Annotated in this window: 14 protein-coding genes; 8 read left to right on the top strand and 6 right to left on the bottom strand. The window is 57.6% G+C overall.

What is annotated here, in order from left to right:
* Positions 1 to 54: 54 nt before the first annotated feature.
* Together DHN55_RS14010 and DHN55_RS14005 are read right to left on the bottom strand one after the other, a co-directional pair.
* On the bottom strand, positions 55 to 939 hold the full coding sequence (locus tag DHN55_RS14010; protein ID WP_108882107.1) for an EamA family transporter: 885 nt from the start codon (positions 937 to 939) through the stop codon (positions 55 to 57).
* Between the two features lie 507 nt (positions 940 to 1,446).
* On the bottom strand, positions 1,447 to 1,710 hold the full coding sequence (locus tag DHN55_RS14005; RefSeq protein ID WP_108882106.1) for a DUF1127 domain-containing protein: 264 nt from the start codon (positions 1,708 to 1,710) through the stop codon (positions 1,447 to 1,449).
* A gap of 122 nt (positions 1,711 to 1,832) precedes the next feature.
* Between DHN55_RS14005 and DHN55_RS14000 the strand changes: the two genes are divergently transcribed.
* Positions 1,833 to 2,711, top strand: a complete 879-nt coding sequence (locus tag DHN55_RS14000; RefSeq protein ID WP_108882105.1) for a LysR substrate-binding domain-containing protein — start codon at positions 1,833 to 1,835, stop codon at positions 2,709 to 2,711.
* 114 nt (positions 2,712 to 2,825) lie between these two features.
* On the opposite strand, the gene gltX is transcribed toward DHN55_RS14000, so the two are convergent.
* The 3 genes from gltX to DHN55_RS13985 are packed head-to-tail and all read right to left on the bottom strand — an operon-like array spanning position 2,826 to position 6,052.
* Positions 2,826 to 4,154, bottom strand: a complete 1,329-nt coding sequence (gene gltX, locus DHN55_RS13995) for a glutamate--tRNA ligase (protein WP_108882104.1) — start codon at positions 4,152 to 4,154, stop codon at positions 2,826 to 2,828.
* Between the two features lie 55 nt (positions 4,155 to 4,209).
* Positions 4,210 to 5,154, bottom strand: a complete 945-nt coding sequence (locus tag DHN55_RS13990; protein WP_108882103.1) for a sugar kinase — start codon at positions 5,152 to 5,154, stop codon at positions 4,210 to 4,212.
* Positions 5,135 to 6,052: an SPFH domain-containing protein gene (locus DHN55_RS13985; protein WP_337660310.1), complete on the bottom strand. Its 918-nt coding sequence runs from the start codon at positions 6,050 to 6,052 to the stop codon at positions 5,135 to 5,137. The genes DHN55_RS13990 and DHN55_RS13985 overlap by 20 nt, the downstream gene beginning before the upstream one ends.
* Before the next feature lie 87 nt (positions 6,053 to 6,139).
* On the opposite strand from DHN55_RS13985, the gene DHN55_RS13980 reads away from it, so the two are divergent.
* Positions 6,140 to 6,799 (top strand): NrtR DNA-binding winged helix domain-containing protein, encoded by a 660-nt coding sequence (locus DHN55_RS13980; RefSeq protein WP_108882101.1) that lies wholly within the window; start codon positions 6,140 to 6,142, stop codon positions 6,797 to 6,799.
* An 18-nt stretch (positions 6,800 to 6,817) separates the two neighbouring features.
* On the opposite strand, the gene DHN55_RS13975 is transcribed toward DHN55_RS13980, so the two are convergent.
* Complete coding sequence (locus tag DHN55_RS13975; RefSeq protein WP_108882100.1) at positions 6,818 to 8,479, bottom strand: NAD+ synthase; 1,662 nt, start codon at positions 8,477 to 8,479, stop codon at positions 6,818 to 6,820.
* Between the two features lie 244 nt (positions 8,480 to 8,723).
* On the opposite strand from DHN55_RS13975, the gene DHN55_RS13970 reads away from it, so the two are divergent.
* The 6 genes from DHN55_RS13970 (at position 8,724) to DHN55_RS13945 (ending at position 15,798) form a co-directional block, all read left to right on the top strand.
* Positions 8,724 to 9,758: a HAMP domain-containing sensor histidine kinase gene (locus DHN55_RS13970; protein ID WP_337660414.1), complete on the top strand. Its 1,035-nt coding sequence runs from the start codon at positions 8,724 to 8,726 to the stop codon at positions 9,756 to 9,758.
* Positions 9,759 to 10,060: 302 nt separating this feature from the next.
* Positions 10,061 to 10,771, top strand: a complete 711-nt coding sequence (locus tag DHN55_RS13965; RefSeq protein WP_108882098.1) for an FCD domain-containing protein — start codon at positions 10,061 to 10,063, stop codon at positions 10,769 to 10,771.
* Positions 10,772 to 10,836: 65 nt separating this feature from the next.
* Complete coding sequence (locus DHN55_RS13960; protein WP_108882097.1) at positions 10,837 to 12,585, top strand: thiamine pyrophosphate-binding protein; 1,749 nt, start codon at positions 10,837 to 10,839, stop codon at positions 12,583 to 12,585.
* A 93-nt stretch (positions 12,586 to 12,678) separates the two neighbouring features.
* On the top strand, positions 12,679 to 13,950 hold the full coding sequence (gene frc, locus DHN55_RS13955) for a formyl-CoA transferase (protein ID WP_108882096.1): 1,272 nt from the start codon (positions 12,679 to 12,681) through the stop codon (positions 13,948 to 13,950).
* A 23-nt stretch (positions 13,951 to 13,973) separates the two neighbouring features.
* Positions 13,974 to 14,924 carry a methionyl-tRNA formyltransferase gene (locus DHN55_RS13950; protein ID WP_337660309.1) on the top strand — a complete coding sequence of 317 codons (951 nt, stop codon included), beginning with the start codon at positions 13,974 to 13,976 and terminating at the stop codon, positions 14,922 to 14,924.
* 13 nt (positions 14,925 to 14,937) lie between these two features.
* The gene (locus DHN55_RS13945) at positions 14,938 to 15,798 is read left to right on the top strand and encodes a universal stress protein (protein ID WP_108882095.1); all 861 of its coding nucleotides are present in this window, start codon (positions 14,938 to 14,940) and stop codon (positions 15,796 to 15,798) included.
* The last annotated feature ends 461 nt before the right edge of the window (positions 15,799 to 16,259 follow it).

Genomic DNA, 16,259 nt, shown 5'->3' with positions numbered 1-16,259 from the left:
CGAGCCTGGCTTGAACGCTTTCTGCAATACAGCGAATGGTTGTTTTGTGGTCTCTCACTGAAGAACAGACTTGGCTTGCCGGTAGTCCCGATTGGCATGCCAGAGGATGGCACCCAAAACCATGACACCGCCGATGAAGCTTGCCAGCGGTGGAATTTCTGCCAGAAATATCCATGCCATTAAAATGGCCAGCGGCACTTCCGCCGACCCCAGCAGACCGGATTCCGCGGCAGTGATCAGTTTGGTTCCCTCCGTCCACAAGATGACGGCAATGGCAAAGCAGACCCCGAAAAGGATGAGAAGCAGGCCATCATGCAGGCTTACATCGAGCGGATCGGTGAAGATCCAGCCAATGACAAACAGCTGCAACGCCGATGCCGCTCCGGCCAGAACAACCGGTGTTTTGCTGAACACCCGGATGAGAACCATGTAGAGGGCATTTCCCAGCATCATCAGCACGGCGACAAAATCGCCAAGCAGATTGACCGATCCAACACCCGTTCCGACCATGACCACTACGCCTGCAACACAGATTGCGGCTGCAACCATCGTCGGGTGACGCACCTTCTGGCGCATCAATGCCCATTCCAGAAAAGCTGCCGCGAACGGAACCGTCGCATAGATGATCGCTACATTGGCAACATAAGTCATCTTGAACGCAGCGATGAAGGCCAGGCTTGCAAGGCTTCCGACACTGGCCAGGAGCCACCCGCGCCAGCCCAGCCGCAGACTAGTCGACCCATGGCCTTTTGGTCTTTGCCAGACAACATACGCTGCAATCAAAACCGCGCCGAACAATCCGCGCCAGCAGGCGATCGTCCAGGTATCGCTCACGATTGCCTTGGTCAGCACTCCCGACAGGCTGAACACCACTGTTGATGCCAGCACCAGGGCAATTCCCAATATCTGGTCTTGTGCGCTGGTATCATGGTCTGACATAGCCACTCGCGAGTCATGCAACTTGAAAAAAAGCGTAGCATGCCTGTGCTGACAACATAGTGTCAGCAGTCATTTGACCATTGCCGGCACTTGGCGGTTCATCGTTGACCGGAGGCCAATGATGAAATGAGGCCGGCCCGGTCCATTTGGTTTCCCGCGCGCGTTGGGGCCATCACATCTGCCGAACGGCCAGCTCAACCGTTGCGGGCGTCACCTCAGGAACCTTTTTTGCAAAGCGGGCGGAACGGGATGTCCGGAAGGAATGCTGCCGCTCGTTCCTGGTAACTCGTCCCGGGCAGGCCCGGCATCTGGCGTGTTCGTCACGTCGTATCGTACCGGGACGTCCTGGGACTGTAGTGAAAAGACAGCCAGAAGCACGATGCCCGTTGCGACCAGCAAGGTGTTTGTCCGGGATCGGGTGTCATGTTTTATGGACATGATTGACTTCCTCTTTGAAAGGGAGCGATAGATTGGGTCAGCATGATCTGAATTTATGCTGTATACGGTTCACAGGCGTGGCGTCCGATAGCCTCCCCCGCTAAACAGCTCGGGCAGCTCGCAGGGATCGTAGCCAAGCTCTCCAACCAGCTGTTCGCGTGAAAAGCCTATGTCGTTCAGCAGGCGTGCGTCGTGTGACAAAATCTGCAGAATGTCACGATTTTTCGCGTATTTTTCACGTCGCGCATGAAGCCAGGATCCAATTGCGCCAAGCAAACTGTCTTGCAAGGATACTGAACGGGTATTGCACGTGTCGTCGGTTCTGTGTGCCATCTGTTGCACTCCTTATCTCTGATACAAGACAATATGGACTTGCACTAGACATTCGTGAAACGAGTAATTATCATGCTAGACATGCATTTAATTTATGTCTTAATATTGCCGAGGATACCGTCATGAACCCGAACCTGGAGAGTGATCTTCTGCGCACTCTTGTTGCGATTGCCGAGACCAGGAATTTCACCCGCGCCTCGGAAGTAGTCGGCCGCACACAGTCTGCAGTAAGCATTCAGATGAAGAAGCTGGAAGACATAGTCGGGGATCGATTGTTCGAACGTGGCCCCCGCGGCGTCACGCTTACTTCTCCGGGCGAACGGCTGGTCAGGGACGCAAGACGCATACTGTCGCTGCTCGACCAGGCTGCGGTTTCCCTTCAGTCGGAACCGCTGGACGGATTTGTCAGGATCGGCATTCCGGAGGAGTATGGAGGCACTATCCTTCCTCGTGTTCTGGCCCGTTTTTCCAAGCTGCATCCGCAGGTTGAAGTAACCGTTCGCTGTGCGCCCACATCCGAACTGAATGCCGAACTCGACAAGGGCGAACTCGATCTTGTCGTGGTTCATGAGGAAGCGGCAAGGGTTGGAGGGGAGATTCTTCTCAACGATCCCGTCGTCTGGGTTACATCGGACAGGCATTTCCAACACGAGTGCGTTCCAATGCCTGTTGCACTGTGCAACCGCGGATGCTGGTGGAGGGATTGGGCTATTGCCAGCCTCGATCAGCAACAAAAGGATTACCGGATCGCTTATGTAAGCGGAAGTACGTTCGGCCTCCAGGCAGCAGTGTCATCCGGTATGGCCGTGGCGGTCCTGGCTCAGAGCCAAATTCCTCCTGACTGCCGGGAACTGACCGCAGAAGAAGGTTTCCCGAACCTTCAGGGAACGAACATTGTTCTTCGCCAGCGAACGCAAAACAAATGCAGTACCAAAACTGGAATGGCACAGGCGGTTCGTGAAGCTTTCCAGGCACCTGCGCATTCCCAAATTGCCTGTTGACCGGGGCAGGCGAGCGCTGTGGATGGCATAAAAAGTTCCAACACAGCTTGCATCCGGCGGCCATCGCTGACGTGCCTTGCGAAGCCGCAAGTGCGTGTCAGTGGCAGTACAGGGTCATAGTCTCGCCAGCGTCCGGTCCCGGCCGATGAGCGGCAGCAGGACCGCCAGTTCAGGCCCGTGCGGTTTACCCGTCAGCGCCAGACGCAGCGGCATGAACAGGCCCTTGCCCTTGCGCCCGGTGGCCTGCTTGACCGCGTCGGTCCAGGTCTTCCAGCTTGTATCGTCCCAAGGTTCTTCCGGCAGCAACCCGGCGGCTTGTGAGATGAACTCGCGATCCTCGTCCGCAATCTCGCCGGTGACGTGGCCACAGACGATCCCGTGCCATTCGGCAGCGTCGCGGACCTTGGAAAGATTGCTGTGCACGGCCTGCCAGAAGTCTTCACCACCATCTGCGCCCATGTCTGCAAGGCGCTCGCGAACATCGCTGTACGAGAGTTGATGCACGATGCGGGCGTTGAGGTTTTCAAGTTCTATCATATCAAACCGGCCCGGTGCGCGCGACAGCTTGGACAGGTCGAAGGCTTCGAGCAAGGTGTCCATCCGGGTGTGAGGCTCGATGGCTTCCGACGTGCCGATCAGCGCGCCGTGGCTGACCACAGCCATGGCTTCCAACCCATCCTCGCGCATGGCCGCGACCGATAGGGATCCGAGCCGTTTCGACAGGCCCTTGCCATCTGCACCTACCAGCAGCGAATGATGCGCAAAAGCAGGTGGCTTGGCGCCAAGTGCTTCAAAAATCTCCACCTGCACAGCCGCGTTGGTGGTGTGGTCCTCGCCGCGGATAACATGGGTCAGCCCCATGTCGATATCGTCCACTACCGACGGCAGTGTGTATAGGTAACTGCCGTCCTCGCGGATCAGCACCGGGTCGGACAGTGACGAGGTGTCGATGTGTACCTCTCCGCGCACCAGGTCATCCCAGTGAATGTCACGCTGATCCAGCTTGAACCGCCAATGGGGCTTGCCGCCTTCTGCCTCCAGTTTGGCACGGTCTTCATCTGACAGGTTCAGGCCGGTTCGGTCATAGATCGGCGGCTGGTGCCGGGCCAGTTGGCGCTTGCGCTTGTAGTCGAGCTCTTCTGCGCTTTCGTAGCAGGCGTAAAGTCTGCCGTCGCTTTTCAGTTTCTCTGCGGCAGCGTCATACAGGGCAAAGCGTTCCGACTGCCGGTAGACCTCATCGGGTGTCAGGCCGAGCCAGTTGAGATCGGTTGTGATCCCGTCGGCAAATTCCTTTGTTGAGCGTTCAAGGTCGGTGTCGTCAAACCGCAGTATGAAGCGGCCTTGAGCCTTGCGCGCGAACAGCCAGTTCAAAATGGCGGTGCGGGCATTGCCGATATGGATGCGGCCGGTGGGTGAAGGCGCGAAGCGAACAGTAATGGTCATGACGCTCGTTTAGCGGCAGTGCATGGCCAGCGCAAGCAGAGGATGGCTGAAAGCGTCATTGCACCACCAGGTGCGCCTGTTGTCGAGCGACACCAACCGAAACAATGGAACCCGTTTCAAACGGTATCGCATCCGACTGGATGCCGTCAGAAAAGATCACACCGTCCGTTGCCATATGAGACGTCACCTCCAGCGGGTGCTTTGAGTTGACCGTGCCATAGGCGAGTGTGGTGCCGCTCATCTTGCTGGGGAACGGTTCGCGCACACAGTAGATGAGATCACTGGTATCCCAGGGCAGGGCGTAGTCGACAGGCGAGGGCGCCGCCCGTCCGTTTGCAATGGCCTCAATGGACCGGGCCCCGGTCAGAACAGACCGGAGCCAGCCGGTGGAACCGGCGCCGGTTGAAACGATGATGCCGCTCGAGGACTGGCGTTCTGCCTTGCCCGCATGATGCAGTTCGTAACGCGCCGACACGTGGCTGGCTGCCCCGATGAACAGGTCATTGAAGGCAAGCAGGCTGTGGCCATCGCGGCTCACGGCATGTGCAAGGCTGACATGGGCCAGCACCGCCTCGTTGTTCAGCGCGAGACTGATTGCCCCGGCCGCTTCTTCAGGTGCAAACGGCAGCAATACGCCATCGTATTGAGCCGGGTCCGGGTTCACGCCGAGCAACGGCTGTGTCGGCAGGTACTTGGCGGTGTTCGACACCAGCCCGTCCGGGCCAAGTGCAACAACCAGGTCATCATCAAACTCGGTAAACGGCACCTGATCGCGGTCTATGCGCAATACCTTGATGTCGCGCGGGATCGCCCGGCTAACCGTCTCCAGGGCGCGCTGGTATGTGTCGTGGGCGTGTTGTATGGGCGCAAAGTCAGTGCCTGCGTGTTCCAGAAAAAACCTGGCCTGGGGGAGGGTGGCGAACCTGGTGACCAGTTCGTCCAGTTCGGTCTTTCTGGTCACCAGTACAACCCGGTTTACGTCACTTGGGCTGGTGTTCATCGCTGATACCGTCGGGTTTTGCCGCGCTGGTCGAGTTCATCCAGCCTGCCAGTCCGCTCAGCATGTCCGGCGTAATGGTCAGGTTTCCGATGCTGCCTTCATGTCCGGCCCAGTCTTTCAGGGCGAGGCCGATCAGGACTTGCGGTTCCACCTCACCATACGGCTCCAGTTTCATGCGCTCGGCCTTGGCGTCGGCTTCCGCTTCGGCCAGCTTGTTGCGGACCTGCGTATTGACCAGTTCGACCCGGCGTTGCTCGATCTCGACGTCGGTTGCCAGTTCGCGCTGCTTCAATTCACGTTCATTCTCAATGGCAGACGCGCGTCTGGCGTAGATCGCGTCATCGGCCTGCTTCTGAAGCCGTTCCCGGTAATCGGTCTGCAGGGCTTTCTGGATTTCCGGCATGGCCCGCACACTGCTGAAATGCAGGGCTTCAACCATGATGCCCGCATCGTGCAGGGCATGATGACCCGACACGGCTTCAGTCACAATAACTGACAGATTGGCGGCTTCAGCCAGGGCCTGCTCAAGGGTCATTTCGGCAATAACCGTGCGGGCTGTGCCCTGTATGGCGTTGACCAGGCGCATGGTAAGCTTTTCCTGGCCGTCGCCACGCGCCATCTTGCTGCTATGACCGATGGTAAAGTCATGGGACGCGGTCATCAGAAGCGGGTCCGTGATGCGGTAGGTCATGACGCCTTGCAAGGCGACTTCCTGATGATCAACCGTTGTTTCAGTGAACACGAACGGAACGTCCTGGCTCACCATCGGAACTTCCATCAGCACCGTCGTCAGCGGCATATAGAAAAAGCTGAGCCCGCGGCCATGGCGTTTGACCTTGCCGTTCTCGAATTGAATTATGTGTGTATCGGGCGAACCCTTGTAGCGTCTCACGAACATGACACATCTCCTTTTCATCAGTTAGTGTTATATATACACTTACATGATAGTGTTTTCAAGACACTTACTATCAGGTATACGGATTTCATGAGCATGCCGGCCAGTTTCAACGTTGCAACGGATATTGCGGTTTTCACCGTTCGCGCAGATGTGCTGAACGTGCTGCTGATTGAGCGCGCTTGCCAGCCGTACAAAGGCAGTTGGGCACTGCCGGGGGGCTTTCTGACTGAAAATGAAGGCCTGGATCAGTGCGCGGCACGGGAACTGACGGAAGAAACCGGCATCAGCGGTGTATACCTGGAGCAACTGGGGAGTTTTGGCAACCCGGGCCGCGATCCGAGAGGCGGGGTCGTAAGTGTTGCCTATTTCGCGCTGGTGCCGGCTGACGAACACACAGTGGAAGCGGCAACGGACGCGGCCAGCGCGCGTTGGTTCGCGGTGGATGACCTGCCGGAGCTGGCCTTTGATCATGCCGTGATCCTGCAGGAGGCCCACGCTCGGATGAAGGCCAAGCTGGACTATTCCACAATTGCGTTCTGCCTGTTGCCGCAGGAATTCACGCTCGGCAATCTCCAGTCAGTCTATGAAACCATCAAGGCGGAACCGCTGGACAAGCGCAACTTTCGCAAATGGGTGCTGGCGCTGGACGTCCTGGAAGAGACCGGTGCAAAGCGGATTGAAGGCGCTCACCGCCCGGCAAAGCTGTACCGCGAGAAAAGCCCGGGCATAATCAAGATCATTCGTTAGATCCGGCGCACTGCAGTTTCAGGCCTTGTCCCGGAAGCCGTTGGTAATCGGATAGCGGCGTTCCTTGCCGAAAGCGCGGCGGGTAATCTTCACGCCCGGCGCAGCCTGGCGGCGTTTGTATTCTGCAATGTAGAGCAGATGCTGAATGCGCTCGACCACGGCCGGGTCATGGCCCTTCGCAACCAGGTCTGCCAGTGAGGTTTCACTTTCAACCAGTCCGTCCAGGATATCATCCAGCACGTCGTACTCCGGCAGCGAGTCCTGGTCGGTCTGGTCCGGCCTGAGTTCCGCAGACGGTGCCTTGCTGATAATGCGTTCCGGGATTACGCGGCGAGCCGGACCTTCAAGGCCGGTGCCGTCCGACTGGTTGCGCCAGCTTGCCAGGGCGTAGACATCTGATTTGTAGACGTCCTTGATCGGGTTGAAGCCGCCGTTCATGTCGCCGTAAAGCGTGGCATACCCGACCGACATTTCCGACTTGTTGCCTGTGGTGAGAACCATTGAGCCGAACTTGTTGGAAATCGCCATCAGGATGGCGCCCCTGGTGCGCGACTGGATGTTTTCCTCAGTGACCCCTTCGGTCGTGCCTTCGAACATCGGCCCGAGTGAATTCAGGAAACCCGCAACCGGTTCGGAAATCGGCACAACGTCATAGCGCACACCGAGCGCCTTCGCGCAGGCTTCGGCATCCTCAAGGCTGTCGGACGAGGTGTATTCATAAGGAAGCATCACACAGTGCACCTTGTCTGGTCCCAGCGCGTCGACCGCCATTGCCGCAACCACGGCGGAATCTATGCCGCCGGACAGCCCCAGCACGACACTTTCAAATCGGTTCTTGCGCACATAGTCTCGTGTGCCCAGGACGCAGGCATGCCAGATTTCCTCATAGCCCAGCAATTGCCGGGCGGTATCAGCCCCGGCGCACACCCAGCCGTCGGGGCCGCGGGTCCATTCGGTCAGCAGCATCGCTTCTTCAAATTCCGGCATCTGGCAGGCCAGTGAACGGTCGGCATTCAGCACAAAGGAAGCGCCGTCAAACACCAGTTCGTCCTGACCGCCCACCTGGTTGACATAGATCATCGGCAGGTTGGTTTCGGTCACCCGTGCCACGACCAGGTTGAGACGGACATCCTGCTTGTCGCGCTCAAACGGTGAGCCGTTTGGCACAATCAGCAACTCTGCGCCGGTTTCCTCCAGCGTTTCGCAGGTTTCCTCGGTCCAGATGTCCTCACAGATAGGCACCCCGATGCGTATGCCGCGAAAGTTGATCGGCCCCGGTGCGGGGCCCGGGTCAAACACCCGTTTTTCATCAAACACACCATAGTTGGGCAAATCGTATTTGAAGCGCACCGCATCCACCTTGCCGTCTTCCAGCAGAATGGCTGCGTTGTAGAGCTTGCCGTCTTCGGCCCACGGTGAGGTAATCAGCATTGCCGGCGAGCCGTTTCCGGTCAGCTCGGCAAGGTTTTTCACCGCCTCCTGACAGGCGTCCACGAATGCTGGTTTCAGGACCAGATCCTCCGGCGGATAGCCGGAAATGAACAATTCCGTGAATACCAGGAGATCGGCCCCAGCCGCCGCCGCCTCGGCATGAGCAGTACGTGCGAGGTCGGAATTCGCCGCAACTGCACCAACTGTTGGGTTCAATTGAGCCAGCATTATTTTGAGATTATCAACCATGCCCGCTCTATTAGCGTCATCCAGACCTGCCATCAATGATTGCTTTAGAATTCAAGGGTAAATTCGCAGGCAAGTGTATTACCCTGTAGGGACAGTGAGTATTTTGCGGGGACAGGCGCAGCTGATTCAGGGGTGAAATTACGATTCCGGTGTGGAGGCCCGCCTTGTGGCGCTGACTGCAAGTCAAAATCAAACGGCTGTTGCATCCTCGGATGCGGAACTCCTGCAGGTCACCTTGAATAATGTGGCCTGCGGCGTGGCATCCGTTCGCGCCGACGGCAGCGTCATAACCAGCAATGAAGTGTTTTATGACATGCTCCGCCGCGCGGGATTGCTGAAACTGGAGTTTGTCAGCAGTAAACGGGAACATCTGGCCGCCCTGTCTCTTTACGATATTTCGCCCAAATTGCGGGATTGTCCGAAGCAGGTTGCCGGACTGACCGGCTGCGCGTTTGAGCTGCAGTATATTGACGTCCAGGACCGGCTGGGCGGCACTTTGATCCTGATGAATGATGTTACCTCGCGCCGCCGCAACGAGCAGGCGATGCACGATGTGCTGGCGCAGAAGGAAGTAATGGAGCAGGCCAGAACGACATTCGTGTCCCAGGTCGCACATCACTTTCGCACGCCGCTCAATGTCATTCTCGGGTATGTCGACATTCTGGCTGCCGGTGACGGCAATGAGATTGATGCCAGTACGCGCACTTCCTATCTCGGTTTTATCCGCGAATCTGCCAAAGCCCTGCTGCTGAACATGAACGAGATGATGGAAATCATCCGCCTGCAGCGAAATGAACAATCGGTTGAGCTGGAAGTCCGTGAACTGCGAACGCTGATTTCCGGTGCCATTGACGAAATTCAGGCCGTGCTGGTTGCAGAAGACGTCGAGCTTGACTCAGCCGCCATGCTCGAGGTGATCGGACACAGTTGCGTGCGCATGGACGCGCGCGTTGCCAGACGCGCCATCGCCAGCCTGCTGCGTACATCAGCTGTGCTTGGCGGACCAGGCAGCCAGTTGAAGCTTGGTGCGCGGATGTCTGAGCCTGATGCATTGAGTGTCATTGTCGAATTCGAGGTCGGCAGGACCGATGTGCAGTCCATTCTGGACAGTATTGAAAGCGGCGAACCGGTGAAGGAAATCAGCCTGACCGGTAATGCCAGCGGCTATGGAATGGCGCTGGCAGCGATGCTGCTGCGTTTGTGTGAGATCAAGATTGCCGCTGCTGCCGTGGGTGAGCGCGGCATCTGCATAGAATTGACATTTTCCACTTCAAAGTGACCGATTGACGGAAGTCCTGATGGCACAACCTGCTCCCGAGCGGCGCCGCTCATGCGTTCTGGAGGAGGTTGGCTGGTTCAATTGGACAATTTGAAAGCCCGCTTTTTACCGGCGTCCCGGCAGTTGCAGCCATAATCGTAGCCTTGTTTCACTGCTAAGCCTGCGTGGGTATCCACAATGTGGAATGCGGACTCTGCTTGCATGCCCGCTCGTGCCATGTTCGTGGTACTTGGTATACCACGGACCACAGGCGCCAATGCCTGCACAGGTCCGGTTCGCAGCGATAAGGCCCGCAACAAATCATGGCAACTCGTCTGAAACTCAAGCCTGTCGGCACCAATTTCAGCCTCAAGGAGCATATTTATGATGTGCTCAAGGACGCCATCAGCAGCATGAACCTGTATGATGCGGATGCCAACCTGCGCCTCGATGAGCGCGCGCTCGCTGAGCAGCTTGGCATTTCCAGGACGCCGGTACGTGAAGCGCTGACCAGGCTGGAGCAGGAGGGCTTCGTCGAAGTTCAGCCGCGCCGTGGTGTTTTCATACGCCGCAAGAGCCTGGATGAAGTGCTCGACATGATTGTGGTGTGGGCGTCACTTGAAAGCATGGCTGCACGCATGGCGGCTGAGAATGCCAGTGACCGGGAGATTGAGTCCCTGCGCAAGGCGCTGCCCAAGCAAAAGGGGGAGACAGAATTGCGCGCGCATCTGCATGAATATTCCGAAGCCAATATCTCTTTCCACCTGCGTATTCTGGAGCTGTCGGGCAGCCCGATGCTGCTGGATATCGCCAAGGGCCTGTTCCTGCACATGCGCTCCATTCGCGAACGTGCCATGGCCGAAGGCGACCGCATCACCCGGTCGGTGGTGGATCACATGAATATCATTGAGGCGATTGAAGACCGCAATGCCGAGCTTGCCTCAATGCTGGTGCGTGAACACACCATGCGACTGCATGGTCATGTCCGCAAGAACTGGAACACTTTTTCCGGCGCTGAAGAAGGCGCAGGCTGAACCCAACAATGCGGCCTTCTCAGTGGGCCGAACGACACAAAGATATTTCAGGGAGCCAATGACAAATGAGTACAACGACAGCAACGCCGACAACGACCGCAGATGACACCCTCAAGGCCAAGACCAAGGATGGTTCGGTCGTTTCCGGCGGCCATCTGGTAGCAAAGGCGCTGAAAGCTGAAGGTGTCGATACCATCTTCACGTTGTGCGGTGGTCACATCATCGACATCTATGATGGTTGCATCGACGAAGGTATCCGCATTGTCGATGTCCGCCATGAACAGGTCGCGGCTCATGCGGCGGATGGTTATGCGCGCCAGACCGGCAAGCTGGGCTGTGTTGTCACGACAGCAGGTCCCGGCTGCACCAATGCCGTCACCGGTGTGGCAACGGCCTTCAGGTCGGAAAGTCCGATCCTGCACATTGGCGGTCAGTCATCGCTGACCCAGCACAAGATGGGGTCGCTGCAGGATTTGCCGCACGTCGACATGATGGCGCCGATCACCAAGTTTTCTGCAGGCGTGTTGTCGACAGAGCGTGTTGCCGACATGATCGCCATGGCAGCGCGAGAAAGCTTCAATGGCGCCTACGGGCCGTCCTACCTGGAAATTCCGCGTGACATCCTCGATGCTGAAATTCCGGTTGAAAAGGCTGTTCTGCCAACACCGGGCAAATACCGTGGCTCGGTGCGCTCCATCGGCGATCCTGCCGATATCGAGAAACTTGCCGATATCCTGGTTAAGTCAAAACGGCCCGCGGTCTTGTTCGGCCAGCAGGTATGGGCAGCCCAGGGCCACAATGAAGCCATCTCGCTGGTGCGCTCGCTGGATATTCCGGCCTATCTGAACGGCGCCAGCCGCGGCATGCTGCATCCAAGTGATCCGCACGGCTTTGACCGCACCCGGTCGATGGCGTTCAAGGAAGCCGACGTGATCCTGATCGTCGGCACCCCGTTCGATTTCCGCATGGGCTATGGCAAGCGCATCTCCAAGGAAGCAACCCTGGTGCAGATTGACATGGGTTACAACACTGTCGGCAAGAACCGTGACGTGGACCTGGGCCTGTGCGGCGATCCCGGCGCTATCCTGGCGGCGGTGGAACAGGCTGCGTCCGGGCGCATCGACAAGTCTGCTCAGGATGAGCGCAAGCAATGGATGGCCAAACTGCGCGCTGCTGAGTCTGTAGCACTCGAAAAACTGATGCCGTTGTTCACGTCGGACCGCAATCCGATCCACCCTTACCGTCTGGCCTGGGAAATCAACGAGTTCCTCGGCGAAGACACGATTTACATCGGCGATGGCGGCGACATCGTCACCATTTCTGCGCAGGCCGTGCGGCCGCGCGGTCCGGGCCAGTGGATGGACCCTGGCGCGCTCGGGTCACTTGGTGTCGGCACCGGGTTTGCCATGGCGGCAAAACTGGCCAATCCAAACAAGGAGGTCATGTGCCTTTATGGCGACGGGTCATTTGGCATGACTGCATTCGACATGGAAACCTCGCAGCGTTTTGGCGCGCCTTATCTGGCTGTTGTCGGAAACAACTCGCACATGAACCAGATCCGCTACGGCCAGATCGCCAAGTATGGCGAACAGCGCGGCAATATCGGCAACAAGCTCGGCGACATTCCGTTCTCGATGTTCGGCGAGATGATCGGCGGCTACGGCGAAGAAGTGCGCGAGGCTTCAGAAATCCAGCCGGCCCTGCAGCGGGCCAGGGAAGCCATCGCGAAGACCGGCAAATGTGCGGTTGTGAACGTGTGGGTCGACCCGGACGAATATGCACCCGGCACCAAAGCCCAGACCATGTACAAGTAGCCGATCAGAACGAGACAAACATTGCAAAGGATCATCTTTCCAGCAGACCGGGTTTTCAACCTGATCGCTGAATGATCCAGACGGGAGGATAAAATGCAGGCACTCAAAGGCGTCAAGGTTCTGGATTTCACACACGTTCAGTCCGGCCCGACCTGTACGCAATTACTGGCCTGGCTCGGGGCAGACGTGATCAAGGTGGAGCGTCCCGGCGTAGGCGATGCGACCCGCGGCCAGCTGCGTGACGTACCCAATGCCGACTCGCTTTACTTCACCATGCTCAATCACAACAAGCGCTCGATCACGCTCAACTCCAAGACCGAGCAGGGCAAGGACGTGCTCGAGCGGCTGGTGAAAACCTGTGATGTGCTGGTGGAAAACTTTGCCCCCGGCGCGCTTGATCGCATGGGGCTTACCTGGGAGCGGATTCAGGAACTGAACCCGAAGATGATATATGCCTCGGTCAAGGGGTTCGGCCCGGGCCCGTACGAAGACTGCAAGGTCTATGAAAACGTGGCCCAGTGCGCCGGCGGATCAGCCTCCACGACCGGCTTTCTGGACGGGCCGCCCCTGGTGACCGGCGCGCAAATCGGTGATTCAGGTACCGGCCTTCACCTGGCATTCGGCATTGTGTCGGCGCTGTACCAGCGCATCAATTCCGGCAAGGGCCAGCGCGTGCTGGCTGCCATGCAGGACAGTGTTCTGAACCTGTGCCGGGTGAAGTTGCGTGACCAGCAGCGCCTGGCCCATGGGCCGTTGAACGAGTACACCCAGTTCGGCAAGGGCATCGAATTTGGCGATGCCACGCCGCGTGCCGGCAATGATTCAGGTGGTGGCCAGCCCGGCGCCATCCTCAAGTGCAAGGGCTGGGAAACCGACCCCAATGCCTACACTTACTTCATCACCCAGGCAGCCGTATGGGAAAAGGTCTGCGATACAATCGGTGAGCCCGGCTGGAAGACCGATCCGGGCTATGCAACACCGCCTGCGCGTCTGGACAAGCTGGAGCAGATCTTCGAGCGCATCGAGCAATGGACCAAGACCAAGTCCAAGTTCGAGGTCATGGAAATCTGCAATCCGCAGGACATTCCCGTCGGCCCGATCCTGTCGATGAAGGAGATCGCCGAAGAGCCTTCGCTTCGTGAAACCGAAACGGTGGTTGAGGTGGATCATCCCGAGCGCGGCAGTTACCTCACCGTGGGCATGCCGGTAAAGCTGTCGGACTCTCCCGCTGATGTGAAACGCTCGCCATTGCTGGGTGAGCACACTGAAGAAATTCTGACACAGGTGCTGGGCTACTCTGCCGACGAGGTCGACCAGATCAGGGCATCCGGTGCCATCGGAGAGATGAAGCAGGCGGCTCAATAACAATACGATCGGGAGCAATAACAATGGCAATGAACTGGCAAAAGCCCGGCGATCCAATGCGCCTCATCGTCATGGGCCAGCAGGCCTTCGGCAAGGACGCGCTGGCAAAGATACTTGAGGCCGGCAAGGACGAAGTCGTCGCTGTGTATTGCGAGCCCGACCGGGAGGGAAGGCCCTTAGACCCGATCAAGGAGTTTGCTCAGGAAAAGGGTTTGCCGGTACATCAGCCTGCGAATTTCGACGCACAGGACGCGCTGGACACGCTGGCTGCCTGCAATGCCGATTTGATGGTCATGGCTTTCGTCAACGTGTTCGTACCCGAAGCAGCCCGCGATACACCGAAACTGGGATCAATCTGCTTCCACCCCTCGCTGCTGCCACTGCATCGCGGTCCCAGCGCAGTGAACTGGCCGATCATCATGGGGGCAACCAAGTCGGGTTATAGCTGGTTCTATCCGACCGACGGGCTTGATGAGGGCGACAGTCTCCTGCAGTGGGAGTGCGACATTGCACCGGATGACACGGTAATCAATCTCTACTTCAAGAAGATCTACCCATCCGCCATTGAAAGCGTGATCGAGGTCTGTGAACTTTTCCGCTCTGGCAAACCGCCACGCATTGTGCCGGACGAGGCTGATGCAACCTATGAACGGCGCTGCACGAAGAAGCACGCCGCGATTGACTGGAACAAACCGGTAAAGCAGGTTTACGATCTGATCCGCGGCACCAACCCAAGTCCCGGGGCGTGGACAACGCTGAATGGAAACGAGGTCCAGATCTACGACTGCAAATTAGTGGCCGGTGACGGTGTGTCCTCTAAAGTCGTCAGTGTGTCGGATGAGGGCGTTGTCGTACAGTTGATTGGCGGTCGGATTTGTATCATGCGGGTCCGGCCTTCCGGTGGTGAAAAGATGGCTGCCCAGGACTGGGCCGGGCAGGCAGGGGTGGCAGCCGGAACGGTATTGGGCAGTTAGGAACCAGGGTATTATGGCAATTCGCAGAATTCTTGTTCCGATCAGAAACGACGGCAAAGGTGAAAGCGTGCTCGATCACGCCCTCTCGCTGGCCGGTAAGGCCGGCCACATAGAAGCCGTGCATTGCCGCCCGGCACCGGACGATCTGATCCCGTTTGGCGTTTCCGTGCCAGCCATCCTTCGCGAGCAGATATCGAAATCCGGCGATGACCTTGCCAACGCGGAAGAAGCGCAGATCACCAAACAGTTTGAGGACTATGCCGCGACCCACAAACTGACCCTGGTTGATATTGGAAAACCTCACCCCAAGAACAAACTGTCTGCCACCTGGCGCATCGAGCGCGGCAAGCAGGCAAACATCGTGTCAGCGCGGGGTCGGCTGGCTGATGTCGTAGCGGTGGCACGTCCCGATCGTGACAGGGCGGTGGGCCGCAATACACTTGAGGCGGCCCTGGTGAACACAGGCTCACTTGTGATGATGTGCCCGCCACAATCGCCGCCCAAAAAGATCGGCAGCCATATTGCCGTAGCATGGAATGGATCACGCGAGGCCGCTCGGGCAGTATCATTGGCAATGCCGCTGCTGACAGCGGCATCCACGGTGTCTGTCATGACGATGGCAGGCGACAATCTGGAACTTACCGGCGAGCACGTGCTGAACTTCCTGTCTGATCATGACATAAATGCGAACCACACTGAAATCGAGTCTGGCAGCAATGCCGGCCATGCATTGCTCGAGGGGGCCAAATCGGTGGATGCCGATTGTCTGTTGATGGGGGCTTACGGCTCAAGCCGGGGTCGGGAGATGGTGTTTGGAGGCGCCACGCAATATGTTGTCGATCATGCAGCTATGCCTGTGTTGATGGCGCATTAGGGCAACTTTATGGGCTCGTTCGAGGCCAAAGAGTTGCTTTGTTAATTTGGATGCGATCAGGCCAAGGATTTTTGGTTGTAAAATCAAAATTTGTCCTGATCTGGAGCAAGTTGGGTCCGAATGAACCCACAATGTTGCTCTAACAGTTTTGAGGCAGTCAGGGATGTGGATTTTGGTGTTTCAATCCGGATTCAGCCTGATCTGTAAGCTAAAGGAGAAAGGAGTAACCACTGTGCGGAAAAACATCGGGGAATCTGCGACAACCTGTCCGGTTTTGCTTGATGCCGACCGCCAATCTGATACGATCCGGCCGTCAACTGGTATACCACACGCCAAGATTTCTTAATTTTAGCTGGTATATCAGATGGTTCCACATTGTGGACAGGTACCGGAAATAAGCCGGCAACAGATACGGCGGTCTGGTGGCCAGGGTTTCAATTTTGTAGCAGCAACTTAACATG

This window comes from Anderseniella sp. Alg231-50 (assembly GCF_900149695.1).
In the GTDB taxonomy this organism is placed as follows: Bacteria; Pseudomonadota; Alphaproteobacteria; order Rhizobiales; family Aestuariivirgaceae; genus Anderseniella.
The sequence above is the reverse complement of the archived record's forward strand: the minus strand, read 5'-3'. Positions and strand labels throughout refer to the sequence as shown.

What these genes read in the sequence shown, in the direction of transcription:
- DHN55_RS14010 (WP_108882107.1), bottom strand. Translation starts at nt 939, where the DNA reads ATGTCAGACCATGATACCAGCGCACAAGACCAGATATTGGGAATTGCC.
- DHN55_RS14005 (WP_108882106.1), bottom strand. Translation starts at nt 1,710, where the DNA reads ATGGCACACAGAACCGACGACACGTGCAATACCCGTTCAGTATCCTTG.
- DHN55_RS14000 (WP_108882105.1), top strand. Translation starts at nt 1,833, where the DNA reads ATGAACCCGAACCTGGAGAGTGATCTTCTGCGCACTCTTGTTGCGATT.
- gltX (WP_108882104.1), bottom strand. Translation starts at nt 4,154, where the DNA reads ATGACCATTACTGTTCGCTTCGCGCCTTCACCCACCGGCCGCATCCAT.
- DHN55_RS13990 (WP_108882103.1), bottom strand. Translation starts at nt 5,154, where the DNA reads ATGAACACCAGCCCAAGTGACGTAAACCGGGTTGTACTGGTGACCAGA.
- DHN55_RS13985 (WP_337660310.1), bottom strand. Translation starts at nt 6,052, where the DNA reads ATGTTCGTGAGACGCTACAAGGGTTCGCCCGATACACACATAATTCAA.
- DHN55_RS13980 (WP_108882101.1), top strand. Translation starts at nt 6,140, where the DNA reads ATGAGCATGCCGGCCAGTTTCAACGTTGCAACGGATATTGCGGTTTTC.
- DHN55_RS13975 (WP_108882100.1), bottom strand. Translation starts at nt 8,479, where the DNA reads ATGGTTGATAATCTCAAAATAATGCTGGCTCAATTGAACCCAACAGTT.
- DHN55_RS13965 (WP_108882098.1), top strand. Translation starts at nt 10,061, where the DNA reads ATGGCAACTCGTCTGAAACTCAAGCCTGTCGGCACCAATTTCAGCCTC.
- DHN55_RS13960 (WP_108882097.1), top strand. Translation starts at nt 10,837, where the DNA reads ATGAGTACAACGACAGCAACGCCGACAACGACCGCAGATGACACCCTC.
- frc (WP_108882096.1), top strand. Translation starts at nt 12,679, where the DNA reads ATGCAGGCACTCAAAGGCGTCAAGGTTCTGGATTTCACACACGTTCAG.
- DHN55_RS13950 (WP_337660309.1), top strand. Translation starts at nt 13,974, where the DNA reads ATGGCAATGAACTGGCAAAAGCCCGGCGATCCAATGCGCCTCATCGTC.
- DHN55_RS13945 (WP_108882095.1), top strand. Translation starts at nt 14,938, where the DNA reads ATGGCAATTCGCAGAATTCTTGTTCCGATCAGAAACGACGGCAAAGGT.